Consider the following 25,391-nt stretch of genomic DNA (forward strand, 5'->3'; position numbering starts at 1 on the left):
GCTGCGATCTTTTGATTTTGATCTTGATCTTGTGGGAGCGAGCCTGCTCGCGATAAGGCGGCCTGACAGTCGGCCTGGCTCTTGAGGGTCGGTGTACATATCCGTTGCTGCGGTAACGGCCACTTAGGGTTTCGCCCTTACGGCGAGGCACTTTTGGCAAACGCCCCAAAAGTACCCAAAAGGTCTCGCCCCGGCGTACGGCACCTCGCTAAGGCTCGGTGTTCCCTCGCTCCGGCGTCCATCAGGGGACGCCGCGCCGCGGCGGAGTCAGCTTCGCTGACGGCGCTTCGCGCCACCCCCCTGATGAACACCTCCACTCGGCCTGCCGAAGGGGCGGGTAGATCAAAAGCCAAAGCAAAAGCGAGGCGGCCGACCGGCCGGCCTGTTTGTGGGGGCTTGTTCCTCCTGATGAAATGGTACGCAACGAAGATCAAAAGATCGCAGCCTGAGGCAGCTCCTACAGAAAGCGCTGTAGGTCGAGGCTTTGTGGAGGAATTTTCCGACGGATTTTGGCGGTTGCGTTGGGTTTGGGGCGGCGCATAACCTTTGGCTGTCGCTGCGTATCAGCGATCAGGTGTGGAAACCTGGAACCTTAGTAGCCGCATAACCTCACCATCGTAAACGTTGCCGATGTCTTCTTTCGTCTGCAAACTGCGTTACGGCGGCTGTGCGTGGGCAGATTTCGGTCTGGCCGGGTGCCTACTAACCGGTTTTCCACCCCGCGTACAGCTGCCACCTATTTGCCGTGTGGAAACGGCAAATGATGGCTCCCATTGGTAAGTAGGAGCTCAATACATGGACAAGATCGTCCCAGACCCGCCTTTCAACAAAATCACACCCATCTCGGACGCCCTGGGCGCCGAAGACCTGCTCAAGGACCGCGCCGCAGCCGACCGAGCCCTTGATCATTACCTTTCGCCACCAATCGACAAGCCCAGACTCGCTGGCGCCCAGCCAGTCAATATCTTCACCGTTGCCTCCAATCTCGACACTGAAATGCTGCTGGCCAATGCTTCCGAAACCCTCGCCAGTGCCACTGCCATTACCTGCGATCTTGCCTTCGATCTCGAAGACTCGCGTCGAAGTGTGGTGCTCGGGGTTTACCAGATGATCGAGTTGAGCAAGTTGTTGGTGGACAAGGCTCTGGATCAGGTGGATCAGGGGTGCCGGGTCAATCTGTAGTGCAGTGTGTCAGGTGAGCATTTGTTGAGTTGAAGGCCCAATCGCGAGCAAGCTCGCTCCCACAGGTTATATGCCGTACATACAATGTGTGGACTGGCTCAGATCCAATGTGGGAGCGAGCTTGCTCGCGATGACGGTGGCACAGTCAGTACAAGACTGACTGGCACATCATTGCTTAAGGCATCAACACTTCAATCGCCCCATCGGCCGTCATGCTGACCTGGCTGGTGCCGGCTTCGATTTCCGGGGTCACCGGCGCTGAATCCAGGCTGGCGCCTTTCATCATGCTGGGGCCCCGCATGTAGGGTTGCGGGTAGCCGTTGCTGTTGAGGTTCAGGTTGACGATTTTGTAGCCCTTGCCACCCAGTGCATCGGTGGTCAGTTGCGCGCGGGCCTTGAAGGCGTCGACGGCTTCTTTGAGCAAGGTATCTTCGCTGGTCTTGCGGGTCGCGTTGGCGATGGCGAAATCCATGCCGCCCATTTTCAGCTCGGTAAGCAGTTCACCGGTCAGTTTCGACAGGGCAGCGAAGTCCGGGCTTTCCAGGCGCAGTTCGGCGCGTTCGCGCCAGCCGGTGATTTTCTGGCCCTTGGTGTCGTAGATCGGGTAGCTATTACGGCTGCCCTGGCGCAAGGTCACTTCCTTGACCTGTTTGGCCTGGGCCAGCGCCTTGTTCATGGTGGTGCTGATGTCCGCGGCGAGTTTGGCCGGGTCGGTGTTCTGCTCTTCGCTATAGAGAGTCACGATCATCAGGTCGCGAGGCACTTCCTGGCTGACTTCGGCGCGCAGGGAAATCTGGTTGTAATGAAGCTCGTCGGCGGCCAATGCCGGCAGGCTGGCGAGGGCGCCGACGCTGAGGGCAAGAAGGGCGGCGCTGCGGCTGAATGTGTGCATGGAATCTCCTTGAGTACGGTCCGCAGGGATTAGGGTCCGAACCTGCGTGAAACCATCAGACTCTATGAGGCAGCTGCAAGTTTCAAGCTACAAGCGGCAAGTAAAAGCTTGCAGCTTGCAGCTTTAGGCTTGCCGCTGCTCCCCTGTGGCTGTTTGCCGCAGTTTGCCTGTGGAAGGCGCTGCTTGGTTATACTCGTCGCGATCCGCCTGGAGCGCTCATCAGGAGAGCTCATGCTCGCCCCCGTTCAACTGCTTTCCGCCACTCGCCAGAACCTTTGGCGTCTGACCTTCATTCGCACCCTGGTACTGGCCGCTCAAGCCGGTTCGGTGGGGCTTGCCTACTGGTTCGATCTGCTGCCCTTGCCCTGGCTGCAACTGGCGATAACCCTCGGGTTTTCCATGGTGCTCTGTGCCCTGACCGCCATTCGCCTGCGCACCTCGTGGCCGGTGACGGAGCTGGAATACGCCGTGCAACTGGCCTGCGACCTGTTTATCCACAGCGCCTTGCTGTATTTCTCCGGTGGCTCGACCAACCCCTTCGTCTCCTATTATCTGGTGCCGCTGACCATTGCCGCGGTGACGTTGCCCTGGCGCTATTCGCTGATCCTCTCCGGCATTGCCCTGGCGCTCTATACCTTGCTGCTGGCGCAGTTCTACCCGCTGGAGACGTTCCCGATCGCCCGGGAAAAGATGCAGATCTACGGCATGTGGCTGAGCTTTGCCCTTGCCGCGGCAGTGATTACCTTTTTCGCGGCGAAGATGGCCGAGGAGCTGCGGCGTCAGGAAGAGTTGCGGGCGATCCGCCGCGAAGAAGGTCTGCGCGATCAACAATTGCTGGCCGTGGCCACGCAGGCCGCTGGTGCTGCCCATGAGTTGGGTACACCATTGGCGACCATGAGCGTGCTGCTCAAGGAAATGCGTCAGGATCATCACGACCCGCTGCTGCAGGACGATTTGAGCGTGCTCCAGGACCAGGTCAAGCTGTGCAAGGAGACCTTGCAGCAATTGGTCCGCGCCGCTGAAGCCAATCGCCGGCTGGCGGTGGACATGCAGGACGTCACCGACTGGCTCGACGAAGCCCTGAATCGCTGGCACCTGATGCGTCCGGAGGCCAGTTATCGCCTCCAGCGCCTGGGCCAGGGCACTGTGCCGCGTCTGGCACCGCCGCCGGATTTGACCCAGGCCTTGCTCAACCTGCTGAATAACGCCGCCGACGCCTGCCCGGAAGGTCTGGAAGTGCGAGTGGACTGGGATGCCGACAATCTCACCATCAGCATTCGCGACCACGGCGCCGGTGTGCCGCTGGCGATTGCCGAGCAGATCGGTAAACCGTTTTTTACCACCAAGGGCAAAGGTTTCGGCCTGGGCCTGTTTTTGAGCAAGGCCAGCGTGACACGCGCTGGCGGCTCAGTGAAACTCTACAGTCATGAGGAAGGTGGCACGCTTACCGAGCTGCGCCTGCCCCGTGTTGCCCGAGGAGACGAACATGAGTGACGAGATCCAAGTCGAAGGCGAAGAACTGCCGCATTTATTGCTGGTAGACGACGACGCTACCTTTACCCGCGTCATGGCGCGCGCCATGAGCCGCCGCGGTTTTCGCGTGAGTACCGCGGGTTCCGCCGAAGAAGGCCTGAGCATCGCCCAGCAGGACATTCCGGATTACGCTGCGCTTGACCTGAAAATGGACGGCGATTCCGGACTGGTGCTGCTGCCCAAGCTGCTCGAGCTCGATCCGGAAATGCGCGTGCTGATCCTGACCGGCTATTCGAGCATCGCCACCGCCGTCGAAGCGATCAAGCGCGGCGCCTGCAATTACCTGTGCAAACCGGCGGACGCCGATGACGTGCTGGCCGCGCTGCTTTCCGAGCATGCCGACCTCGACACCCTGGTGCCGGAAAACCCGATGTCGGTGGATCGCCTGCAATGGGAGCACATCCAGCGCGTGCTGACCGAACACGAAGGCAACATCTCCGCCACTGCCCGCGCCCTGGGCATGCACCGCCGCACCCTGCAGCGCAAACTGCAGAAGCGTCCGGTTCGCCGCTGAACGGATATCTCCAGACTCGCGACAACCCGAGCCGATCAACTATGATCGGTTCGAAGCGTGTTCTTTACCCTATCGAGCCTGAACAATGAATCAGAACGCTGAGTATTCCGCGGTCAATGATGCTGTGCGTGGGCAGTTTTTGCGGCGGGTCTGGAAGATGACCACGCCGTACTGGCGCAGTGAGGAGAAAGGCAAGGCCTGGACGCTGTTAATTGCGGTGATCGCGCTGTCGTTGTTCAGCGTGGCGATCTCGGTGTGGATCAACAGTTGGTACAAGGACTTCTACAACGCGCTGCAACAGAAGGACGAAGCGGCATTCTGGCAACTGATCCTGTATTTCTGCGGAATCGCCGCGGTGGCGATTCTCGGAGCGGTGTATCGGCTGTACCTGACCCAAATGCTCACCATCCGCTGGCGGGCCTGGCTGACCGAACAACATTTCAGCCGCTGGCTCGGCCACAAGAATTACTACCAGTTGGAGCGGGGCGGTTACACCGATAACCCGGACCAACGGATTTCCGAAGACCTCAACAGCTTCACCACCAACACTCTGGACCTTGGGCTAGGGCTGATCCGCACCGTAGTCAGCCTGGTGTCGTTCTCAATCATCCTCTGGGGGGTGTCAGGCAGTATCGAAGTCTTCGGTTACACCATTCCCGGCTACATGTTCTGGTGTGCGTTGGTGTACGCGGTAATCGGCAGCTGGCTGACACACCTGATCGGCAAGCGTTTGATCGGCTTGAACAACCGACAACAACGCTTTGAAGCCGACCTGCGGTTTTCCATGGTGCGGATTCGCGAAAATGCTGAAAGCATTGCGCTGTATAACGGCGAACCGAACGAGAACAAGCGCTTGAGCAGCCGTTTCGGCATGGTCTGGCACAACTTCTGGGACATCATGCGGGTGTCCAAACGCCTGACATTCTTCACCGCCGGTTACGGACAGATCGCAATCATCTTCCCGTTCATTGTCGCTGCACCGCGCTACTTCAGCGGCAAGATCCAGCTCGGGGAACTGATGCAAATCAACTCGGCGTTTGGCAACGTTCAGGAGAACTTCAGCTGGTTCATTACCGCGTATTCCGACCTCGCGGCCTGGCGCGCTACCTGTGACCGCTTGCTGAGCTTTCGTCAGGCCATGACCGACAACGAAAACCGGCCACCGGCGATCGATGTGCAGAGCCAGGGCAATGAGCTGAAAGTGCACAACCTGGGGCTGGATCTGGCGGATGGCCGTCACTTGCTGACCGACGCCAACATGAGCGTTGCGGCGGGGGAGCGATTGATGCTCAGCGGCCGTTCCGGTAGTGGCAAAAGTACCTTGCTGCGGGCCATGGGCCGGCTCTGGCCTGATGGCCACGGCAATATCCGGGTGCCAGCCCAGCGTTATCTGTTCCTGCCGCAAAAGCCTTATCTGCCGATCGGCAGCCTGCGCGAAGCCCTGAGTTATCCACAGCCGGGGGAGGTTTACCCGCACGAGCGTTACGTGCAAGTGCTGGAAATCTGCCGCTTGCCGCACCTGATCCCGCGCCTGGACGAGAGCAATCACTGGCAGCGCATGCTGTCGCCGGGTGAACAGCAGCGCCTGGCCTTTGCCCGCGCGATGCTCTATGCGCCGCAATGGCTGTACATGGACGAAGCCACCTCGGCGATGGATGAAGAGGATGAAGCGGTGCTCTATCAAGCCTTGATCAATCAATTGCCGGGTCTGAGCATCGTCAGTGTCGGACATCGCAGCAGCCTCAAGCGTTTCCACCCAAGGCATGTGCGCATCGAGGGCGGTCACCTGGTCGAGCAGACAGTGACAGCGGCGTAGGTGATCGTACAACTCAGGTAAGCTATGATGCGGGCAATGTGGAAGCGGGTTTGCCCTATTGCCTGTAGGAGCGAGCTTGCTCGCGATGGATTCAAGGGCGACGCGTTTATTCAGAAAACACGCGTTATCGTTAACGTCCATCGCGAGCAAGCTCGCTACTACATGGCATTAGGACTTGCCCGCGAAAGCGATTCTTTTGAACCCGAGATAGATGTTCACCATGGAAAACCAGATCGACGCGCCACGCCTTCCCCGCAAGCGCCGCAGCCTCGCGCAGGAACTGGTGACGGTACTGTCCGAGCAGATTCGCGACGGTTTGCTCAAACGTGGCGACAAGTTGCCCACCGAGTCGGCGATCATGGAGGCGCATGGCGTCAGCCGCACCGTGGTGCGCGAAGCAATTTCCCGCTTGCAGGCCGCAGGCCAGGTCGAGACCCGTCACGGTATCGGCACCTTTGTGCTGGACACCCCAAGCCCGAGCGGCTTTCGCATCGATCCGGCGACCGTGGTGACCCTGCGCGATGTGTTGGCGATTCTTGAACTGCGCATCAGCCTGGAAGTGGAGTCCGCGGGCCTCGCGGCACAACGTCGCAGCAGCGAGCAGTTGGCGTTGATGCGTGCGGCACTGGATGCATTGAACGAAAGCGCAGCCCGTGCCGGCGACGCGGTGGCCTCGGATTTCCAGTTTCATCTACAGATCGCCCTGGCCACTGGCAACCGCTACTTCACCGACATCATGACCCACCTGGGCACCAGCATCATTCCGCGTACCCGGCTCAACTCGGCGCGCCTGGCCCATGATGACCAACAGCACTACATGAATCGCCTGAGCCGCGAGCACGAAGAGATCTATGACGCGATTGCCCGCCAGGATTCGGACGCAGCCCGAGCGGCGATGCGGCTGCACCTGACCAACAGCCGCGAACGGCTGCGCCATGCCCATGAAGAGGCGCAGGCGCAGCGGGGCTAAGGTGTTTACGTTGCCTACAATGGTTCTGTGCTGTGTACATAATTTGTGCCAAGTGCCGAGCTAGTGTTGTTCGGCTTGTAGTCCTTGAGCAGTAGATAGGTACTCCAACCCCACCAATCGCCGATCCGTTTCTGGTCGTCAAGATTATTGACGTCGCGGCGGCGCAGCACCTGGTCCCCTTCCATGACGAACAGCGGTGAGAAATTGCCGGAAGGGTTCAGTATGGCTTTCAGGTCAGGGATGTACTCGAGCGCGATGTAGTTTTCAGGCGCAGGCAAGGTGCCGCTGATGAACGTATCGAAGACTTCATCCACCGATTGCTGCACGGCCAGTTTGACCAGCCTGCAGTTGGCGCTGTCGAGGGTGTCGAAGTAGCGCTTGTCGCCGTAGGCATGCCATTTGTCGCCCCGGGCATTGCTGACATTGAGCCCGAACTTGCTGTCTTCATCGTGCATGAAGCGAGTGAGCAGTGAGCCCAGATCGCTCGGGGTGACGACTGCCGCCAGCTGTTTGCGCGGAATGCGCAGGTGCCCGGCGGAAAACAGATCGGTCAGGAAATGGTCGGCGAAGGCGTTCATGGCGTAGGCCAGTTCCAGTTGCATATCATCGCCGCTGTTATGGGCCAGCACCGCCTGATGCAATGCCGCAGTATGACCGGCCACATAAGCCAGCAGCGCCCATTCACCAAAGTGGTCGAGGTTGTTCGCTGCCAGCTTCAGGTAGCGCCCCAACGGGAACAGCGGGGAAATAAAACTGCCACCGCCGGTGACCTCGTTCGACTCTTCGGACAACGTATCTCCCAGGAATTCGTAGACGTCGTGGGGCTGTTTGCCGTCCCTGATGGCCAGGTTAGTGGCGACGATTGCCTGCTGCATGACGCTGAGGATTTGCCTGGCTTCGTCCTTTGCCATGGGCTGCACCGCCAGAGAATTGAAGGCTGCCAGAAAACGCTGAAGTCGATCGACAGGCGTTGCTCCTTCGCATATCGGTTGCTCAGGGATGCCATAGAAATCACCCCCCAGGGCAACGATCTGCCCATAGGTCAGTGCCAGGCTGTTGGGCAGGCGCAATGGCACTTGCCCGGCGGGAATACCCGGCGTGGCTTTGGTGAGGCGCAGCAAGGTACTGTCGCCAATCGCGGTGTGCTCTGCACCCTCGAATCTCAGTGGTGGCGAGGCTTTCAGGTCACTGTCTGGCAGGTCGGAGATCATTCCTGGCGGGAAAAAGTGGCCGCCGGGGTTATCGTCGGCGAACAGACTCACGGTGTCCCCATCAGCCTCAACCGGAATGTCGTGCTCGGTAAAAAGGCTATCCAGGTCAGCAATGATTTTGCCGTCCTGGCTCACGCGTTCCTGCGGGAGGATGGGTAGACCGGACATTTCCAGCTCCTTGATAGGCCGTAGGTATTCTCACGATTAACTGTATGTATATACAGTTAATATCGATCATAGATGAAACCCTGTCTACGTCAAGAAGGTAATTGTTGCTGCCCCAATCTCATCTCCGGCGATGAAATGCAGTTGACGATTATTATTTAGGTTGTACGATGACGTACGACATCAGCAGTGGCTGACGTACCTTTTCATCACAACGTGCTTCCCAGGGTGTTCGAATAATGAATCCACAAGAACTGAAGTCCATCCTCTCTTCCGGTCTGCTGTCCTTTCCGGTTACCGATTTCAATGCCCAGGGTGATTTCCACCGCGAGGGCTATATCAAACGTCTCGAATGGCTGGCCCCGTATGGCGCCTCGGCCTTGTTCGCGGCGGGTGGCACTGGTGAGTTCTTTTCCCTGGCGGCCAGCGAGTATTCGCAAGTGATCAAGACCGCCGTCGACACCTGCGCCACCAGCGTGCCGATCCTCGCCGGTGTCGGTGGCTCGACTCGCCAGGCCATCGAGTACGCCCAAGAGGCCGAGCGCCTGGGTGCCAAAGGCTTGCTGCTGTTGCCGCACTACCTGACCGAAGCCAGCCAGGACGGCGTTGCCGCCCACGTTGAGGCCGTGTGCAAGTCGGTCAAAATTGGCGTGATCATTTACAACCGCAATGTCTGCCGTCTGACCGCTCCGTTGCTGGAACGCCTGGCCGAGCGCTGCCCGAATCTGATCGGCTACAAGGATGGTCTGGGCGATATCGAGTTGATGGTGTCGATCCGCCGTCGCCTCGGCGATCGTCTCAGTTACCTCGGTGGCCTGCCGACCGCGGAGGTTTACGCCGCCGCCTACAAGGCGCTGGGCGTACCGGTTTATTCCTCGGCGGTGTTCAACTTCATCCCGAAAACCGCGATGGATTTTTATCACGCCATTGCCCGGGAAGATCACGACACAGTCGGCAAGATCATCGACGACTTCTTCCTGCCGTACCTGGACATTCGCAACCGCAAGGCCGGCTACGCAGTGAGCATCGTCAAGGCCGGGGCAAAAATTTCTGGCTACGACGCAGGTCCGGTCCGTACCCCGCTGACTGATCTGTTGCCGGAAGAATACGAAGCACTGGCTGCGCTGATCGACAAGCAAGGCGCGCAGTAAACAATTCACCAGGGTCGCTGAGCAATCAGCGGCCTTTTGCGTAAGGAGATTGCTCGTGTCAGATGTCAAACGATTCGATAACTACATCGGCGGCCAATGGGTCGCTGGTGCCGACTACTCGACCAATATCAATCCGTCCGAGTTGTCGGATGTCATCGGCGAATACGCCAAGGCTGATCTGGCCCAGGTCAATGCCGCCATCAATGCGGCTCGCGCCGCGTTCCCGGCCTGGTCCACTTCGGGTATTCAGGCCCGCAGTGATGCGCTGGATAAAGTCGGCAGCGAGATCCTCGCCCGTCGTGAAGAACTCGGCACGCTACTGGCCCGGGAAGAGGGCAAGACCCTGCCCGAGGCCATTGGTGAAGTAAGTCGCGCCGGCAATATCTTCAAGTTCTTCGCCGGTGAATGCCTGCGCCTGTCGGGCGATTACCTGCCGTCGGTGCGCCCGGGTGTCAATGTCGAAGTGACCCGCGAAGCGTTGGGTGTGGTCGGTCTGATCACCCCGTGGAACTTCCCTATTGCGATTCCTGCCTGGAAGATCGCTCCGGCTTTGGCCTATGGCAATTGCGTGGTGCTCAAACCGGCCGAACTGGTGCCGGGTTGCGCCTGGGCCCTGGCGGAAATCATCTCCCGCGCGGGGTTCCCGGCCGGCGTGTTCAACCTGGTGATGGGCAGTGGCCGAGTGATCGGCGACGCCATGGTCAATAGCCCGAAAGTCGACGGCATCAGCTTTACCGGTTCCGTGGGCGTCGGTCGGCAGATCGCGGTCAACTGCGTATCGCGCCAGGCTAAAGTGCAACTGGAAATGGGCGGCAAGAACCCGCAGATCATTCTCGACGATGCCGATCTCAAGCAAGCGGTCGAGCTCTCGGTACAGAGCGCGTTCTACTCCACTGGTCAGCGTTGCACGGCCTCCAGCCGTTTCATTGTCACTGCCGGGATTCACGATAAATTTGTCGAAGCCATGGCCGAGCGCATGAAGTCGATCAAGGTCGGCCATGCGTTGAAATCCGGAACCGATATCGGTCCGGTGGTCTCGCAGGCGCAGTTGGAACAGGATCTGAAGTACATCGACATCGGTCAATCCGAAGGTGCGCGTCTGGTCAGCGGCGGTGGCTTGGTGACTTGCGATACCGAGGGTTACTTTCTCGCGCCGACGCTATTTGCCGATAGCACAGCCGAGATGCGCATCAGCCGCGAAGAGATTTTCGGCCCAGTGGCCAACATCATCCGGGTGGCGGATTACGACGCAGCGCTGGCCATGGCCAACGACACCGAGTTCGGTCTGTCGGCAGGCATCGCCACTACCTCACTGAAATACGCCAACCACTTCAAGCGCCACTCCCAGGCCGGGATGGTGATGGTCAATCTGCCGACCGCCGGCGTCGATTACCACGTTCCGTTTGGTGGACGAAAAGGTTCATCCTATGGATCTCGCGAGCAAGGTCGCTACGCGCAAGAGTTCTACACCGTCGTAAAAACCGCCTACGTCGGTTCCTGACTACACAATGCTGGCAACTACGTCGGCAATGAACACCGCACAACCTGTGTAGGAGCTGCCGCAGGCTGCGATCTTTTGATCTTCAGCGCCATCAAGGGCGCCAGGAATCAAGATCAAAAGATCGCAGCCTGCGGCAGCTCCTACAAGGGAATACAAGATTCACCCGCGCATAAAAATAATCAGTGGGAGTACCTCTACATGCAAGCGACCAAGCCAACGCATGTCCGATATTTGATTTTGCTCATGCTGTTCCTGGTGACCACGATCAACTACGCCGACCGCGCCACCATCGCCATCGCAGGCTCGAGCCTGCAAAAAGACCTCGGCATCAGTGCCGTCACCCTCGGCTATATCTTTTCTGCATTTGGCTGGGCCTACGTGGCCGGGCAAATCCCCGGAGGCTGGCTGCTCGACCGCTTCGGCTCGAAAAAAGTCTATGCGCTGAGCATCTTCACCTGGTCGTTGTTCACCGTGCTGCAAGGCTATGTCGGTGAGTTCGGTGTTTCCACCGCGATCGTTGCGCTGTTCATGCTGCGCTTTCTGGTAGGGCTGGCCGAAGCGCCATCCTTCCCGGGTAACGCGCGTATCGTTGCGGCCTGGTTCCCCACCGCTGAACGCGGTACGGCCTCGGCGATTTTCAACTCGGCGCAATACTTCGCCACGGTGCTGTTCGCGCCGCTGATGGGCTGGATCGTCTACTCCTTCGGCTGGCAGCACGTGTTCATCGTTATGGGCGTGATCGGTATCATTTTCTCGCTGATCTGGCTGAAAGTTATCCACAGTCCGCGTCAGCACCCGATGATCAACGAGGCTGAGTTCAAGCACATCGCCGACAACGGCGGCTTGGTCGATATGGATCAGGACAAAGGCAAAGGCAAACGCAACGATGGCCCGAAATGGGACTACCTGCGCCAGCTGCTGACCAACCGCATGATGCTCGGTGTGTATCTTGGCCAGTACTGCATCAATGGCATCACCTACTTCTTCCTGACCTGGTTCCCGGTGTACCTGGTTCAGGAACGCGGCATGACCATCCTCAAAGCGGGTTTCATCGCGTCGTTGCCGGCCATCTGCGGTTTCATCGGCGGCGTGCTGGGCGGGGTCATTTCCGACTATCTGCTACGCAAGGGCCATTCCCTGACCTTCGCCCGCAAGGCGCCGATCATTGCTGGCTTGCTGATCTCCAGCAGCATCGTGGCCTGTAACTATGTGGACGTTGAATGGATGGTCATCGGCTTCATGGCGCTGGCGTTCTTTGGCAAAGGTGTGGGTGCACTGGGCTGGGCCGTGGTGTCCGACACGTCGCCGAAACAGATCGCCGGCCTGAGTGGTGGCCTGTTCAACACGTTCGGCAACATCGCGTCGATCACCACACCGATCGTCATCGGTTACATCATCAGCTCCACGGGCTCGTTCAAATGGGCGCTGGTGTTCGTCGGTTGCAACGCACTGTTGGCAGTGTTCAGTTACCTGGTGATCGTCGGGCCGATCAAGCGTGTAGTGCTCAAAGAGCCGCCGAGTGCCGATCCTGAACTCACCAAACTTTCTCAAGCTCATTCCTGAGGGCGGCGTCATGCAGTTGATTGAACATTCCGACTCGCCGCGCTACATCCGTCTGCACGAACTGGACAACGTCGTGATAGTGGTCAATGACCAGGGGGTGCCGGCCGGTACCGAGTTCCCGGACGGTCTGGTCACCGTGGATTTCGTCCCGCAGAGCCACAAGGTGACGCTGGTGGATATTCCCGAAGGCGGCCAGGTGATTCGTTACGGCCAGACTATCGGTTATGCGTTGCAGCCGATCCCGCGTGGCAGTTGGGTCAAGGAAGATCAACTGCGCATGCCCACCGCGCCACCGCTGGACAGCCTGCCGCTGTCCACCGATGTGCCCGCTGCACAGGCACCGCTCGAGGGGTTTACCTTCGAGGGATATCGCAACGCCGACGGCACCGTCGGCACGAGAAATATTCTCGGCATCACCACCACTGTGCAGTGCGTCACGGGAGTGCTGAATCATGCGGTCAAGCGCATCCGCGACGAGCTGCTGCCCAAGTACCCGAACGTCGATGACGTGGTAGCCCTGACCCACAGCTATGGCTGCGGCGTGGCGATTACCGCCACCGATGCCTACATCCCGATCCGCACCGTACGCAACCTGGCGCGCAACCCGAATCTGGGCGGCGAAGCACTGGTCATCAGCCTGGGCTGCGAGAAGTTGCAAGCCGGCCAGGTGATGCATGACAACGACAGCTCGGTGGATCTCAGCGAGCCGTGGTTGTATCGCTTGCAGGATTCCAGTCACGGCTTCACCGAGATGATCGAGCAGATCATGGAACTGGCCGAGACCCGCTTGAAGAAACTCGATCAACGTCGTCGCGAAACCGTGCCCGCGTCCGAGCTGATTCTGGGCATGCAGTGCGGTGGCAGTGATGCGTTTTCCGGGATCACCGCCAACCCGGCGCTGGGGTATGCCTCGGACTTGCTGTTAAGAGCGGGTGCGACGGTGATGTTTTCTGAAGTCACTGAAGTGCGCGATGCCATCTACTTGCTGACCTCGCGCGCCGAAACCGAAGAAGTCGCCCAGGAGTTGGTGCGCGAAATGGACTGGTACGATCGTTACCTGGCCAAGGGTGAAGCCGATCGCAGCGCCAATACTACGCCGGGCAACAAGAAGGGCGGGTTGTCGAACATTGTCGAAAAGTCCCTGGGCTCCATCGTCAAGTCCGGCAGCAGCGCGATCAACGGGGTGCTTGGCCCGGGTGAACGCTTCAAGCGTAAAGGGCTGATTTTTTGCGCGACGCCGGCCAGTGATTTTGTCTGCGGCACTTTGCAACTGGCGGCGGGGATGAATCTGCATGTGTTTACTACCGGACGCGGCACGCCCTATGGTCTGGCGATGGCGCCGGTGGTGAAGGTCTCGACCCGCACCGAACTGGCCCAACGCTGGCCGGACCTGATCGACATCGATGCCGGGCGTATTGCTACAGGGCGGGCTTCCATTGAGGAACTCGGCTGGGAGTTGTTCCACTTCTATCTGGACGTGGCCAGCGGCAAGAAACAGACCTGGGCCGAGCAGCACAAACTGCATAACGACATTACGCTGTTCAATCCGGCGCCGATTACCTGAGACCGGGTCGCCTGGTCGAAAAGATCGCAGCCTGCGGCAGCTCCTACAGGATTTGTGTCCACCCGCAACTTCGCGAGTGTGCAGGATTGGTGTAGGAGCTGGCGAAGCCTGCGATCTTTTGATCTTTGGGGCATAAATCCCGAACCAAATGTCATTTGGCGACCCTTGCTGGCTTATCATTAGCCCCCTAACGACAGCCACAAGGCTCACCCGGCATGCTGGCAATATTCCTCGAAACACTGAACATCACTGCACCAGTGTTTGCCATGTTGTTTTTGGGGGTGTTGCTCAAGCGCATTGACTGGATCAACGACAACTTTATCCACACCGCGTCGGCCCTGGTGTTCAACGTCACCATGCCGGCGTTGCTGTTTCTCGGCATCCTGCATGCCGATCTGCATTCGGCGTTGCAGCCGTCATTGCTGATCTATTTTTCCGTCGCTACCCTGGCTGGTTTCGCCATTGCCTGGGGCTGGGCGATCTGGCGTTGCCCGTTGGAAGACCGCGGGATCTATACCCAGGGTGCGTTTCGTGGCAATAACGGGGTCATCGGCCTGGCCCTGGCCGCGAGCATGTATGGGGATTACGGGATTTCTCTCGGAGCGATTCTCGCCGGGCTGGTAATCCTGCTCTACAACACCCTCTCAAGCATTGTGCTGGCGGTCTACAGTCCGGGGATCAAGTCCGATCCGTGGAGCATCTGCAAAAGCGTGGTCAGTAACCCGTTGATCATCAGCGTGGTTGGGGCAGCGCCGTTCGCCTATTTCCAGATCGGCCTGCCCGACTGGCTGGAAACCTCCGGCGGTTACCTGGCGAAGATGACGTTGCCTCTGGCACTGATCTGCATTGGCGGCACCCTGTCACTGGCGGCGCTGCGCAAGAGTGGTGAGATGGCGTTGAGCGCAAGCCTGGTGAAGATGATCGGTTTGCCAGTGCTGGCAACCCTTGGCGCCTGGTTGTGCGGGTTTCGCGGCGCGGAGTTGGGGATTCTGTTTCTGTACTTCGGCAGCCCGACGGCCGCCGCCAGCTTTGTCATGGCCCGACAGGCCAATGGTAATCACGAGTTGGCGGCAGCGATCATCGTGATCACCACGCTGATGGCGGCGGTGACCACCAATATCGGGATCTTTTTGTTGCAGTGGGGTGGGTGGATTTAACGGTCGCCTTCATCGATCAGGGTCTTGCAAGCCGGCTCCATTACCGGAGGTACGACTGTTGGATATCGCTTGGGTGTTACCTGTACCGGTGTGGTGGCGATAAAACCATCGGCAAATGTCGCTTCGATAAATGTGGCCTTCCATCCAATATCAGGCGTGTCGATGAGCACCTGAGCGTTGAGCGGGTCGACAGGGATGACTTCGTTGGACTCATAACGAATGCCACACGGGTACCGAAAGTCTCGAGCTATTGGATTCAGGGCAGTCCATTGAGTCACCTTGACCGGTGCTTCGGGAAAATGGAGCGAAATGGTTTCCTGAGTCTGACTTATTGTCGAGCGCGCCGTAATGGTCGGTAGCGAGCGGTCCTGCTGCCAGCGATTGATCACTGGAATCAGCGAGTTTTCGATAAATTGTTTGATCCCGTAATGGCTTGCATTGGGTGCGACCCGCAAGGCTTTCGGGCCGGGCAGTTGGTCGAAATAGAAGTCTGCATTGTCCGGTACGAAAAAGTCGTCGCTGCTGGCATTGACGATATATTTCGGTATCGATAATCGCTCTGCGTAGGCACTGTCCAGATAGCTCAACGGGTCTTCGATTTTCAGCAGTTTGGCGAAGTTCTCGGTGGCGAATTGTCGGGTGATACCTTCGTGGTGATAGTCATAAAACGCTAACGGCCAGCTTTTTCCGTAGGTTTGATGGGTGTGTTCGAGCACTTTATCCATACCCAGGATGTCGATAGCAAACGGCACGATGGCGTTGATTCGCTCATCGGCAATTGCAGATAGCCAGGCGGCCCATGCGCGTTTCGACGCGCCGCTGGCGATAAAGTGCTTGATCTGCCAAGGCTGTAATTCTTTTTGTGCAAGATCCATCGCCTTGATCACGGACATCATCATCGGCAGGTGCAGCGATATGAACGGGCGAGCTTCAGGATCGTCGAGAAACAATTTCCAGCTGTGGGCGACGCTGGCATCTTCTTTACGGGCGATGCCATCATCGGTGTAGGTCAAGTACTGATTGGGGATATTGCTGACTGAAATGACGATCGTGCGGGTTTTGCGGGCAACTTCAAGTGCCATGGCTTCGGTGAAATCCGAAGGCTCGGACATGCCCTTGTTACCCATGGCAATGTTGGTTCCGTTATTCGCCACTAACAATGCCCGGCCGTTCAGGGCGTCGCGGGGAATATAAATATCGACATCGTGTTTCCATTGTTCAGGGCTGACCAGTCTCTGTGGCGACCACTCCTGAGAGGCAAGTTCAAAGCTGCGCTTCTCAATGTCCGGAAACAGTTGTGTGCCTTTTACGGTATAAAGTAAAGGTTTTGAGGATTCAGCCTTTTTATAGCAACTCAGGACTTCACTGAAGTCGTAAGAGCTGGCCTCGAAGCATGCCGGGACCGACGTCGCGGCTTGTACCGTGACGCTGCCGAGCAGGCTCAGCAGTAATAGATTCGATAGCATGACACGAACGCCAGATCGCAACATAGAGACCTCTTGGTATTTATAGGTGCGAATTGATAATGGACGTAACTGTGGGGCCACTCACTACGCTTGAGGATGCGCAGTGCATTGTGTCGTAAAAAGGCGCAGGTGTAAGTTGTTGCGAAGGGCTATTTCTTATCGAAATGTTTGTAAGTAAAAGTAGAAAAATTCCGTCAGGTGTGTAATGGCGCAGTCATTAAAGGCTGTTCGACAGGTTGGTGATAGTTATCATCCAACCGTCGAATGATGCATTTAAGAAAGAAATTTTAGTTCAGTGTCGTCATTGCGGTTTCTGATACTCATCAATCACTTCCTGCGCCGCGCGAAACGCATCGACCGCCGCCGGTACACCGGCATACACCGCGCAGTGCAGCAGCGCTTCACGAATCTCTTCCACGGTGCAGCCGTTATTCAGTGCGCCGCGAACGTGACCTTTGAGCTCCTGTGGACACTTCAACGCCGTAAGGGCAGCGAGGGTGATCAGGCTGCGGGTTTTCAGTGGCAAGACTTCGCGGTTCCAGACACTGCCCCAGGCGTGCTCGTTGATGAAGTCCTGCAGCGGTTGGGTGAACTCGGTGGCGTTGCCCAGTGCACGGTCGACGAAGGCATCGCCCATGACTTGGCGGCGCATTTCAATACCGGTTTTTTTTGGGTCGGTCATAGCGATTCTCTCTTGTGTTGGCGGCGCCAGGTGAGCAGGGAGGTGAACAGCAGAAACACCACCAGCGCCGGCAGGACGAAAAACAGCATCAAGTGTTCGAGCTTGCCGGCCAGTGGCATGCCGGTGGTGAACGACACCACGTGCAGGCCGTAGGCCAGGTACAGACCCAGAAACAGCAAACCTTCAGCGCGAGTAATCCGGTAGTCCGAATAGAACACCGGCAGACATAGCACGGCGACCCCGAGCATCACCGGTAGATCGAAATCCAGCGCGTTGGGCGACACCGATAAAGGTGTTGGCGCGACCAGCGCGGTGAAGCCCAGCACCCCCAGCAGGTTGAACAGATTACTGCCGATCACATTGCCCACGGCGATATCGCGCTGGCCGCGCCAGGCGGCGATCAGCGAGGTGGCGAACTGTGGCAGCGAAGTGCTGACGGCAATGATGGTCAGCCCGATGACCCGTTCCGACAGTCCCAGGTCGGTAGCGACTTCGACCGCAGCCCCCAGCAGCAGATGACCGGCGAACATCAGCAGTGCCAGGCCGCACAACATCATCACCAGGCTGCTGAACCATGGCGCACGAGCCTTGGCGGGAGCGTCGTCGTGGGTTTTTCCAGGGCGAGTAGACTGCCGCGACTGACGCAGCAACAGCCCGAGGTACAGCGCCAGCACCGTCAACAGTAGCAGGCCATCCAGCGGCGTCAGTTGTTCGTTGAACGCCAATAGGAACACCAGCAGGCTGGCGCCGATCATCATCGGAATGTCCAGCCGCACCAGTTGCCGGGAAACCCGCAACGGAATGATCAGTGCCGACAGGCCGAGAGTGACGAGGACGTTGAAGATGCTGCTGCCGATCACGCTGCCAACAGCAATGTCGGTGTTGTTGGAGAGGGTCGCTTGCAGGCCTACGACCAGCTGTGGTGCGCTGCTGCCGAAGGCGACGATGCTCAGACCGATGATCAGCGGGCGGACTTTGCGCCGGGCAGCCAGGCGCACAGCGCCGCGCACCAGCAGTTCGGCACCGGCGATCAACAGTGCCAGGCCGCTGAGCAGTTGAACCACGCTCAGCAGTGGTAAGTCGGCTAATCCGAAAATGGCCTGGGCTCCTTGCTCAGTTGTTCAAGGCTTGCACGCGAACCCGTGCGGTACCGCTGCGCAACATGCCCAGTCGTTCGGCAGCCTCGCGTGACAGGTCGATCAGGCGGCCACGGCTGTGCGGCCCGCGGTCGTTGATGCGCACCACCACGGTTTTGTCGTTACCCAGATTGGTGACCTTTACCCGAGTGCCAAACGGCAATCCGCGATGGGCGGCGGTCAAGCCATGCTGGTTGAAACGTTCGCCGCTGGCGGTGCGTTTGCCCTGGTGTTTGGCGCCGTAATAGGACGCGCGGCCCGTTTCATCATAGCCGCGCGGATCGATGTCATGGCTGGCACAACCGGCCAGCAGAGAGAGCAAGGCACAGGCGCTAAGCAGACGCTTCATTTGAAGGGTTCCCACAATAAATGTGGCGAGGGAGCTTGTGTGGAAATTGGGCTTGGTGTGGCGAGGGGGCTTGCCCCCGTTGGACTGCGCAGCAGTCCCAAAACTTGAAGACTCGGTTTGTCAGATACTACGCGAGTCCAGCTATTGGGGCCGCTTCGCGACCCAACGGGGGCAAGCCCCCTCGCCACAAAAGCTCTGTGACCACAACAAGCCCGCTCCCACAGGGGTTGAGCCAGACTTTAGTTCTGGCTCCATACCAATCAGCCTTCGAGCTTGCTTTTCAGCAGTTCGTTGACCTGTTGCGGGTTGGCCTTGCCTTTCGAGGCTTTCATCGCCTGACCGACGAAGAAGCCGAACATCTTGCCGCGTTTGGCTTCATCTGCCGCGCGGTATTGCTCGACCTGTTCGGCGTTGGCCGCGAGCATCTCGTCGAGCACTCTGGAGATTTCGCCGCTGTCGGTCACTTGCTTCAGGCCGCGCTTCTCGATGATCTCGTCGGCACTGCCTTCGCCATTGGCCATACCTTCAAAGACCATCTTGGCGATCTTGCCGGAGATGGTGTTGTCCTTGATGCGCAACAGCATGCCGCCCAACTGCTCGGCCGAAACCGGAGCCTGGTCGATTTCCAGGCCCTGTTTGTTCAACAGGCTGCCCAGCTCGACCATGACCCAGTTGGCCGCCAGTTTGGCGTCGCCGCCGATGCTCACGACTTTCTCGAAGTAATCCGCTTGCTCACGGCTCGAAGCCAACACGTTGGCGTCGTAGACCGACAGGCCGAACTGCTCCTGGAAGCGCTCGCGTTTCTGCGGCGGCAGTTCCGGCAGGGTGGCGCGGATGTCGGCGAGGAACGAATCCTCGATGACCACCGGCAACAGGTCCGGGTCGGGGAAGTAACGGTAGTCGTTGGCTTCCTCTTTGCTGCGCATGGCGCGGGTTTCGTCTTTGTTCGGATCGTACAGGCGGGTCTGCTGAATGACCCGGCCGCCGTCTTCGATCAGTTCGATCTGGCGTCGCACTTCAGTGTTGATCGCCTTCTCGATGAAACGGAACGAGTTGACGTTTTTGATTTCGCAGCGCGTGCCGAACTCGACCTGACCTTTGGGGCGGATCGAGACGTTGCAGTCGCAGCGCAGCGAACCTTCGGCCATGTTGCCGTCGCAGATGCCCAGGTAACGCACCAGCGCGTGGATCGCCTTGACGTAAGCCACGGCTTCCTTGGCGCTGCGCATATCCGGCTCGGAAACGATTTCCAGCAGCGGCGTGCCGGCACGGTTCAGGTCGATGCCGGTGGCACCGTTGAATTCTTCGTGCAGGCTTTTGCCGGCGTCTTCTTCCAGGTGCGCGCGGGTGATGCCGACGCGTTTGACCGTGCCGTCTTCCAGGGCGATGTCCAGGTAGCCCTTGCCGACGATCGGCAGTTCCATTTGGCTGATCTGGTAGCCCTTGGGCAAGTCCGGGTAGAAGTAGTTTTTACGGGCGAACACGTTGTGCTGACCGATTTCGGCATCGATGGCCAGGCCGAACTTGACCGCCATGCGCACCGCTTCCTGGTTCAGCACTGGCAGTACGCCGGGCATGCCCAGGTCTACCAGGCTGGCCTGGGTGTTGGGCTCGGAGCCGAACGTGGTGGCGCTACCGGAGAAAATCTTCGATTGGGTGGCGAGCTGGGTATGAATCTCCAGCCCGATCACGACTTCCCATTGCATAGTGTTCTCCTCAGAAGCCGGTAGGGGTGCGAGTGTGCCAGTCAGTGTTCAGCTGGTACTGGTGCGCCACATTGAGCAGGCGGCCTTCCTGGAAATACGGAGCGAGCAATTGCACGCCGACCGGCAAGCCATCGACAAAACCGGCTGGCATGGACAAGCCCGGCAGACCGGCGAGGTTGGCGGTGATGGTGTAGACATCTTCCAGATACGCGGCGACCGGATCGTCGTTTTTGGTGCCGAGTTTCCAGGCCGGGTTAGGCGTGGTCGGGCCGAGGATGATGTCGACCTCATTAAAGGCCGCCATGAAGTCGTTCTTGATCAGTCGACGAATCTTCTGCGCCTTCAAATAGTAGGCATCGTAGTAACCGGCCGACAACGCGTAGGCACCGACCATGATCCGGCGCTGCACTTCGGCACCGAAACCTTCACCGCGCGAACGCTTATAAAGGTCGGTGAGATCTTTTGGGTCTTCGCAGCGATAGCCGAAGCGCACGCCGTCAAAACGCGACAGATTGGAGGAGGCCTCCGCCGGGGCGATCACGTAATACGCAGGAATTGCGTGCTGCATGTTCGGCAGGCTGATTTCCTTGATGACCGCGCCGAGCTTCTCCAGCTCCTTGACGCTGTTGTGGATCAGCTCGGCGATGCGCGGGTCTAAACCTGCGCTGAAGTATTCCTTCGGCACACCGATGCGCAGGCCCTGCAGCGAACCGTTGAGGCTGGCGCTGTAATCCGGCACCGGCTCGTCGATGCTGGTGGAATCCTGCGGATCGAAGCCAGCCATGCCTTGCAACATGATCGCGCAGTCTTCGGCGGTGCGCGCCAATGGGCCACCCTGATCGAGGCTTGAGGCATAAGCGATCATACCCCAGCGCGAAACGCGGCCGTAGGTCGGCTTCAGGCCGGTGAGGTTGGTCAGCGCCGCCGGTTGGCGAATCGAACCACCCGTGTCGGTGCCCGTGGCCGCCGGCAACAGGCGAGCCGCCACCGCGGCGGCCGAACCGCCGGACGAGCCGCCCGGTACGTGTTCCAGGTTCCACGGGTTTTTCACTGCGCCGTAGTAGCTCGACTCGTTGGCCGAACCCATGGCGAATTCGTCCATGTTGGTCTTGCCCAGGGTCACGGCCCCGGCAGCGGCGAGCCTGGCAACCACGGTGGCATCGTACGGCGCCTTGAAGTTGTCGAGCATCTTCGAGCCGCAGCTGGTGCGAATGCCCTGGGTGCAGAACAAGTCCTTGTGGGCGATCGGCGCGCCGAGCAGGGCGCCGCTCTCACCGTTCGCGCGGCGTACGTCAGCGGCCTTGGCCTGCTGGAGCGCGAGCTCTTCGGTGAGGCTGATGAAACTGTTGAGCTGTGGGTCGAGCTGGGCGATACGCGCCAGCAGAACCTTGGTCAGCTCTTCGGAGGAAAACTTTTTATCGGCGAGTCCGCGGGCGATCTCGGCCAGAGTCATTTGATGCATTGCAGGCTCTTTCCCTTTAGTCGATGACTTTCGGAACCAGGTACAGGCCGTTTTCGACCGCTGGCGCGATGGACTGATAGGCCTCGCGATGATTGCTTTCGGTCACCACGTCTGCGCGCAGGCGCTGGCTGGCTTCCAGTGGGTGGGCCAGAGGCTCGATACCGTCGGTATTCACAGCCTGCATTTCATCGACCAGCCCGAGAATGCTGTTCAGGGCCGAAGTGATGTGTGGAAGATCGGCTTCATTGAGGCCAAGGCAGGCCAGATGAGCGATTTTTTCCACGTCGGAGCGTTCAAGCGCCATGGGATTCTCCAGTGGAAGGAAAACAGAACGGATGCTATCCGTGTGTTAGATTGTCGGAACACTACCGCATTTCTACGGTCATAAGGCCGCGATTGTGGGGGTTGGTGCACAGAAAAGCGGCCAATTTAACATATTGGCGCCTTGCCCAAAATCCCTGTCGTTGTTAGAGTTTGCCGCACTTTTTTACCCACGCGTTGCCTAGGGTCCTTTCCCCATGTTCAAGAAACTGCGTGGCATGTTTTCCAGCGATCTTTCAATTGACCTGGGCACTGCCAACACCCTTATTTACGTGCGCGAGCGCGGTATCGTCCTGAATGAACCATCGGTTGTGGCCATTCGGACGCACGGTAATCAGAAAAGTGTCGTTGCCGTCGGCACCGAGGCCAAGCGTATGCTCGGCCGTACACCGGGCAACATTGCTGCCATTCGTCCGATGAAGGACGGCGTGATCGCCGACTTCAGCGTTTGCGAAAAGATGCTGCAGTATTTTATCAACAAGGTTCACGAAAACAGCTTTTTGCAGCCTAGCCCTCGTGTACTGATTTGCGTTCCCTGCAAATCCACCCAGGTTGAGCGTCGTGCCATTCGTGAATCGGCTCTCGGTGCCGGTGCTCGTGAAGTGTTCCTGATCGAAGAGCCAATGGCTGCTGCCATCGGTGCCGGCCTGCCGGTTGAAGAAGCCCGCGGTTCGATGGTGGTCGATATTGGTGGTGGTACCACTGAAATCGCGCTGATCTCCCTCAACGGTGTGGTATACGCCGAATCCGTACGGGTTGGCGGCGACCGCTTCGACGAAGCGATCATCACTTATGTGCGTCGCAACTACGGCAGCCTGATCGGTGAGTCCACCGCAGAGCGCATCAAACAGGAAATCGGTACGGCCTACCCGGGCGGCGAAGTCCGTGAAGTCGACGTTCGCGGCCGTAACCTGGCCGAAGGCGTTCCACGCGCATTCACCCTGAACTCCAACGAAGTGCTGGAAGCTCTGCAAGAGTCCCTGGCCACCATCGTTCAGGCTGTGAAAAGTGCGCTGGAGCAATCGCCTCCGGAACTGGCTTCCGATATCGCCGAGCGTGGCCTGGTACTGACCGGTGGTGGCGCCTTGCTGCGCGACCTCGACAAGTTGCTGGCCCAGGAAACCGGTCTGCCGGTGATTGTTGCCGAAGACCCGCTGACCTGCGTTGCCCGCGGCGGTGGCCGGGCGTTGGAAATGATGGATAAGCACACCATGGATCTGCTCTCCAGCGAGTAATTTCGCGGGATATCTATGCTGTTCCGCTCCCAGGCAGCACTTTGCAGTGCTGCCTGTTGGCGTTTATCTTCTGTCAATATGTTCCAGGCCGGTTTGATGCCGTATGAATAACGAGAACATTTGCCTGGGAGGAGCGGCTTATTAAACCGCTTTTCACCAAGGGCCCCTCACTGGGCGTGCGCGTGTTGGTGCTGGTCGTGCTATCGGTCGCGCTGATGGTGTTCGATGCCCGCTTCACACTGCTCAAGCCAGTGCGTAGCCAGATGTCGCTGGTGTTGATGCAGTCCTACTGGATCACCGACCTGCCGCAGCGGCTATGGCAAGGTGTCGCCAGTCAATTTGGCAGCCGCACGGAGTTGGTCGCCGAAAACGAAAAACTCAAGACCGAGAACCTGCTGTTGCAGGGCCGCATGCAAAAACTGGCGGCCTTGACCGAGCAGAACGTCCGGCTGCGCGAGTTGCTCAATTCTTCTGCGTTGGTCAACGAAAAGGTCGAAGTGGCCGAGTTGATCGGCATGGACCCCAACCCCTTTACTCATCGCATCATCATCAATAAAGGTGAGCGCGATGGCGTGGTTCTCGGTCAGCCGGTACTCGATGCCCGAGGCTTGATGGGCCAGGTGGTCGAGTTGATGCCCTACACCTCGCGGGTTTTGCTGTTAACCGACACGACCCACAGTATTCCTGTTCAGGTGAACCGTAACGGGTTGCGGGCAATTGCCAGCGGCACCGGTAATCCCGAGCGCCTGGAACTTCGCCATGTGGCGGACACCGCGGATATCAAGGAAGGCGACTTGCTGGTCAGCTCCGGGCTCGGCCAGCGTTTTCCAGCGGGCTACCCGGTCGCAACGGTCAAGGAAGTGATTCATGACTCCGGCCAGCCTTTCGCTATCGTGCGCGCCGTTCCGACCGCCGCACTGAACCGCAGCCGTTATCTATTGCTGGTGTTCAGCGATACCCGCACTGTCGAAGAGCGCGCCAACGCCGCCGCCCAGGCTCAGGAAGCGCAGGATCGGCAAGGCGGCGCAGCCCCGATCATTCCGGCAACCATTCCCAAGTCTGTCGTGCCCTTTGTCCCGGCGCCTGCGCCAGCCGCTGCCGCCGCTGCGCCGGCCACCACGCCAGCGCCCGCGACGCCGGCCAAGCCGGGTGCTCCTGCGGTCGCAGCCAAACCTGCAGCAGGAAAACCACCTGCTGCCAAACCACCCACGGCGCAACCGGCTGCTGCCAAACCTGCGGCGACCAAACCGCCCGCTGCGGCACCGACGACACCTGCTCGGGAGAGACAATAATGCCCAGTACTCGGCCCCGTAACGGTTGGATAGTCTGGCTGACGTTTGCTATAGGTCTGTTGCTCAGCGTTTCGCCGTTGCCGCAGTTCATGGAAATCCTGCGCCCACTGTGGCTGGCATTGTTGCTGGCCTTCTGGGTGTTGGCATTGCCACAGAAAATCGGCATGGTCACCGCATGGTGCCTGGGCCTGGCGGAAGATGTGCTCTACGGCACGTTGTTGGGGCAGAACGCCTTGATCCTGACCCTGATCACCTTTCTGGTGCTGTCGTTGCAGCAGCGCTTGCGCATGTTTCCGATGTGGCAGCAATGCCTGGTCATCCTGGTGATCTTCGGCCTGGCCCAGTTGGTTCAGCTGTGGCTCAGCGCCCTGACCGGCAACCGCCAACCGACCCTGGCGCTGGTATTGCCAGCTTTGGTCAGCGCACTGCTCTGGCCGTGGATCAGCTTCGGTTTGCGTGGATTGAGTCGCCGCTACAAAATCAATTGATTCGGTCAGGCATTTGCCCGCACCTCGACAGGGAG

The 25,391-nt window shown here is 58.9% G+C and carries 22 protein-coding genes; 13 read left to right on the forward strand and 9 right to left on the reverse strand.

The features are described 5' to 3' along the window. The first annotated feature begins 795 nt into the window (after positions 1-795). Positions 796-1,182 (forward strand): DUF6124 family protein, encoded by a 387-nt coding sequence (locus ACA064_RS04590; RefSeq protein WP_497672312.1) that lies wholly within the window; start codon positions 796-798, stop codon positions 1,180-1,182. A gap of 175 nt (positions 1,183-1,357) precedes the next feature. Here the strand turns inward: ACA064_RS04590 and ACA064_RS04595 are convergent, their stop codons facing one another. After that, entirely contained in the window at positions 1,358-2,074 is a 717-nt protein-coding gene (locus tag ACA064_RS04595; RefSeq protein WP_497672313.1) for an SIMPL domain-containing protein, read from the reverse strand. Positions 2,075-2,305: 231 nt separating this feature from the next. Between ACA064_RS04595 and ACA064_RS04600 the strand changes: the two genes are divergently transcribed. The 4 genes from ACA064_RS04600 (at position 2,306) to ACA064_RS04615 (ending at position 6,907) form a co-directional block, all read left to right on the forward strand. Continuing rightward, the gene (locus ACA064_RS04600) at positions 2,306-3,568 is read left to right on the forward strand and encodes an ATP-binding protein (RefSeq protein WP_497672314.1); all 1,263 of its coding nucleotides are present in this window, start codon (positions 2,306-2,308) and stop codon (positions 3,566-3,568) included. Beyond that, entirely contained in the window at positions 3,561-4,121 is a 561-nt protein-coding gene (locus tag ACA064_RS04605) for a response regulator transcription factor (RefSeq protein ID WP_150645248.1), read from the forward strand. The genes ACA064_RS04600 and ACA064_RS04605 overlap by 8 nt, the downstream gene beginning before the upstream one ends. A gap of 85 nt (positions 4,122-4,206) precedes the next feature. Continuing rightward, on the forward strand, positions 4,207-5,937 hold the full coding sequence (locus ACA064_RS04610) for an ABC transporter ATP-binding protein/permease (RefSeq protein ID WP_497672315.1): 1,731 nt from the start codon (positions 4,207-4,209) through the stop codon (positions 5,935-5,937). Between the two features lie 220 nt (positions 5,938-6,157). Then, positions 6,158-6,907 carry a FadR/GntR family transcriptional regulator gene (locus tag ACA064_RS04615; protein WP_497672316.1) on the forward strand — a complete coding sequence of 250 codons (750 nt, stop codon included), beginning with the start codon at positions 6,158-6,160 and terminating at the stop codon, positions 6,905-6,907. 14 nt (positions 6,908-6,921) lie between these two features. Here the strand turns inward: ACA064_RS04615 and ACA064_RS04620 are convergent, their stop codons facing one another. Continuing rightward, positions 6,922-8,286, reverse strand: a complete 1,365-nt coding sequence (locus tag ACA064_RS04620) for a phospholipase (RefSeq protein WP_497672317.1) — start codon at positions 8,284-8,286, stop codon at positions 6,922-6,924. Positions 8,287-8,522: 236 nt separating this feature from the next. On the opposite strand from ACA064_RS04620, the gene kdgD reads away from it, so the two are divergent. From kdgD to ACA064_RS04645, 5 genes are all read left to right on the forward strand, one after another. After that, positions 8,523-9,434: a 5-dehydro-4-deoxyglucarate dehydratase gene (gene kdgD, locus ACA064_RS04625; RefSeq protein ID WP_497672318.1), complete on the forward strand. Its 912-nt coding sequence runs from the start codon at positions 8,523-8,525 to the stop codon at positions 9,432-9,434. Between the two features lie 55 nt (positions 9,435-9,489). After that, complete coding sequence (locus tag ACA064_RS04630) at positions 9,490-10,935, forward strand: aldehyde dehydrogenase family protein (protein WP_497672319.1); 1,446 nt, start codon at positions 9,490-9,492, stop codon at positions 10,933-10,935. A 75-nt stretch (positions 10,936-11,010) separates the two neighbouring features. Further along, complete coding sequence (locus ACA064_RS04635) at positions 11,011-12,498, forward strand: MFS transporter (RefSeq protein WP_497672320.1); 1,488 nt, start codon at positions 11,011-11,013, stop codon at positions 12,496-12,498. Between the two features lie 10 nt (positions 12,499-12,508). Next, complete coding sequence (gene garD / locus ACA064_RS04640) at positions 12,509-14,062, forward strand: galactarate dehydratase (RefSeq protein ID WP_497672321.1); 1,554 nt, start codon at positions 12,509-12,511, stop codon at positions 14,060-14,062. 215 nt (positions 14,063-14,277) lie between these two features. After that, the gene (locus tag ACA064_RS04645; RefSeq protein ID WP_497672322.1) at positions 14,278-15,219 is read left to right on the forward strand and encodes an AEC family transporter; all 942 of its coding nucleotides are present in this window, start codon (positions 14,278-14,280) and stop codon (positions 15,217-15,219) included. Here the strand turns inward: ACA064_RS04645 and ACA064_RS04650 are convergent. The 7 genes from ACA064_RS04650 to gatC form a co-directional block, all read right to left on the reverse strand. Continuing rightward, the gene (locus tag ACA064_RS04650; protein WP_497672323.1) at positions 15,216-16,709 is read right to left on the reverse strand and encodes a PhoPQ-activated pathogenicity-related family protein; all 1,494 of its coding nucleotides are present in this window, start codon (positions 16,707-16,709) and stop codon (positions 15,216-15,218) included. The genes ACA064_RS04645 and ACA064_RS04650 overlap by 4 nt on opposite strands. A gap of 277 nt (positions 16,710-16,986) precedes the next feature. After that, positions 16,987-17,367: a carboxymuconolactone decarboxylase family protein gene (locus ACA064_RS04655; RefSeq protein ID WP_497672324.1), complete on the reverse strand. Its 381-nt coding sequence runs from the start codon at positions 17,365-17,367 to the stop codon at positions 16,987-16,989. Continuing rightward, on the reverse strand, positions 17,364-18,431 hold the full coding sequence (locus ACA064_RS04660; protein WP_497672325.1) for a calcium/sodium antiporter: 1,068 nt from the start codon (positions 18,429-18,431) through the stop codon (positions 17,364-17,366). Before ACA064_RS04660 ends, ACA064_RS04655 begins: the two co-directional genes overlap by 4 nt. Before the next feature lie 49 nt (positions 18,432-18,480). Continuing rightward, entirely contained in the window at positions 18,481-18,852 is a 372-nt protein-coding gene (locus tag ACA064_RS04665; RefSeq protein ID WP_497672326.1) for a septal ring lytic transglycosylase RlpA family protein, read from the reverse strand. Between the two features lie 260 nt (positions 18,853-19,112). After that, entirely contained in the window at positions 19,113-20,558 is a 1,446-nt protein-coding gene (gene gatB / locus ACA064_RS04670; RefSeq protein WP_150645169.1) for an Asp-tRNA(Asn)/Glu-tRNA(Gln) amidotransferase subunit GatB, read from the reverse strand. A gap of 10 nt (positions 20,559-20,568) precedes the next feature. Beyond that, positions 20,569-22,020, reverse strand: coding sequence for an Asp-tRNA(Asn)/Glu-tRNA(Gln) amidotransferase subunit GatA (gene gatA / locus ACA064_RS04675; RefSeq protein ID WP_497672327.1), 1,452 nt, complete (start codon positions 22,018-22,020; stop codon positions 20,569-20,571). Between the two features lie 16 nt (positions 22,021-22,036). Beyond that, positions 22,037-22,324, reverse strand: a complete 288-nt coding sequence (gatC, locus tag ACA064_RS04680) for an Asp-tRNA(Asn)/Glu-tRNA(Gln) amidotransferase subunit GatC (RefSeq protein WP_003197816.1) — start codon at positions 22,322-22,324, stop codon at positions 22,037-22,039. A gap of 214 nt (positions 22,325-22,538) precedes the next feature. On the opposite strand from gatC, the gene mreB reads away from it, so the two are divergent. The 3 genes from mreB (at position 22,539) to mreD (ending at position 25,356) form a co-directional block, all read left to right on the forward strand. Next, positions 22,539-23,576 (forward strand): rod shape-determining protein MreB, encoded by a 1,038-nt coding sequence (mreB, locus tag ACA064_RS04685; RefSeq protein ID WP_002555108.1) that lies wholly within the window; start codon positions 22,539-22,541, stop codon positions 23,574-23,576. Positions 23,577-23,716: 140 nt separating this feature from the next. Continuing rightward, positions 23,717-24,868, forward strand: a complete 1,152-nt coding sequence (mreC, locus tag ACA064_RS04690) for a rod shape-determining protein MreC (protein WP_497674172.1) — start codon at positions 23,717-23,719, stop codon at positions 24,866-24,868. Next, complete coding sequence (gene mreD, locus ACA064_RS04695; protein WP_412071618.1) at positions 24,868-25,356, forward strand: rod shape-determining protein MreD; 489 nt, start codon at positions 24,868-24,870, stop codon at positions 25,354-25,356. The genes mreC and mreD overlap by 1 nt, the downstream gene beginning before the upstream one ends. Positions 25,357-25,391: the final 35 nt, after the last annotated feature.

This window comes from Pseudomonas sp. LBUM1658 (assembly GCF_059716055.1).

What these genes read in the sequence shown, in the direction of transcription:
- ACA064_RS04590 (WP_497672312.1), top strand. Translation starts at nt 796, where the DNA reads ATGGACAAGATCGTCCCAGACCCGCCTTTCAACAAAATCACACCCATC.
- ACA064_RS04595 (WP_497672313.1), bottom strand. Translation starts at nt 2,074, where the DNA reads ATGCACACATTCAGCCGCAGCGCCGCCCTTCTTGCCCTCAGCGTCGGC.
- ACA064_RS04600 (WP_497672314.1), top strand. Translation starts at nt 2,306, where the DNA reads ATGCTCGCCCCCGTTCAACTGCTTTCCGCCACTCGCCAGAACCTTTGG.
- ACA064_RS04605 (WP_150645248.1), top strand. Translation starts at nt 3,561, where the DNA reads ATGAGTGACGAGATCCAAGTCGAAGGCGAAGAACTGCCGCATTTATTG.
- ACA064_RS04610 (WP_497672315.1), top strand. Translation starts at nt 4,207, where the DNA reads ATGAATCAGAACGCTGAGTATTCCGCGGTCAATGATGCTGTGCGTGGG.
- ACA064_RS04615 (WP_497672316.1), top strand. Translation starts at nt 6,158, where the DNA reads ATGGAAAACCAGATCGACGCGCCACGCCTTCCCCGCAAGCGCCGCAGC.
- ACA064_RS04620 (WP_497672317.1), bottom strand. Translation starts at nt 8,286, where the DNA reads ATGTCCGGTCTACCCATCCTCCCGCAGGAACGCGTGAGCCAGGACGGC.
- kdgD (WP_497672318.1), top strand. Translation starts at nt 8,523, where the DNA reads ATGAATCCACAAGAACTGAAGTCCATCCTCTCTTCCGGTCTGCTGTCC.
- garD (WP_497672321.1), top strand. Translation starts at nt 12,509, where the DNA reads ATGCAGTTGATTGAACATTCCGACTCGCCGCGCTACATCCGTCTGCAC.
- ACA064_RS04645 (WP_497672322.1), top strand. Translation starts at nt 14,278, where the DNA reads ATGCTGGCAATATTCCTCGAAACACTGAACATCACTGCACCAGTGTTT.
- ACA064_RS04650 (WP_497672323.1), bottom strand. Translation starts at nt 16,709, where the DNA reads ATGTTGCGATCTGGCGTTCGTGTCATGCTATCGAATCTATTACTGCTG.
- ACA064_RS04655 (WP_497672324.1), bottom strand. Translation starts at nt 17,367, where the DNA reads ATGACCGACCCAAAAAAAACCGGTATTGAAATGCGCCGCCAAGTCATG.
- ACA064_RS04665 (WP_497672326.1), bottom strand. Translation starts at nt 18,852, where the DNA reads ATGAAGCGTCTGCTTAGCGCCTGTGCCTTGCTCTCTCTGCTGGCCGGT.
- gatB (WP_150645169.1), bottom strand. Translation starts at nt 20,558, where the DNA reads ATGCAATGGGAAGTCGTGATCGGGCTGGAGATTCATACCCAGCTCGCC.
- gatA (WP_497672327.1), bottom strand. Translation starts at nt 22,020, where the DNA reads ATGCATCAAATGACTCTGGCCGAGATCGCCCGCGGACTCGCCGATAAA.
- gatC (WP_003197816.1), bottom strand. Translation starts at nt 22,324, where the DNA reads ATGGCGCTTGAACGCTCCGACGTGGAAAAAATCGCTCATCTGGCCTGC.
- mreB (WP_002555108.1), top strand. Translation starts at nt 22,539, where the DNA reads ATGTTCAAGAAACTGCGTGGCATGTTTTCCAGCGATCTTTCAATTGAC.
- mreD (WP_412071618.1), top strand. Translation starts at nt 24,868, where the DNA reads ATGCCCAGTACTCGGCCCCGTAACGGTTGGATAGTCTGGCTGACGTTT.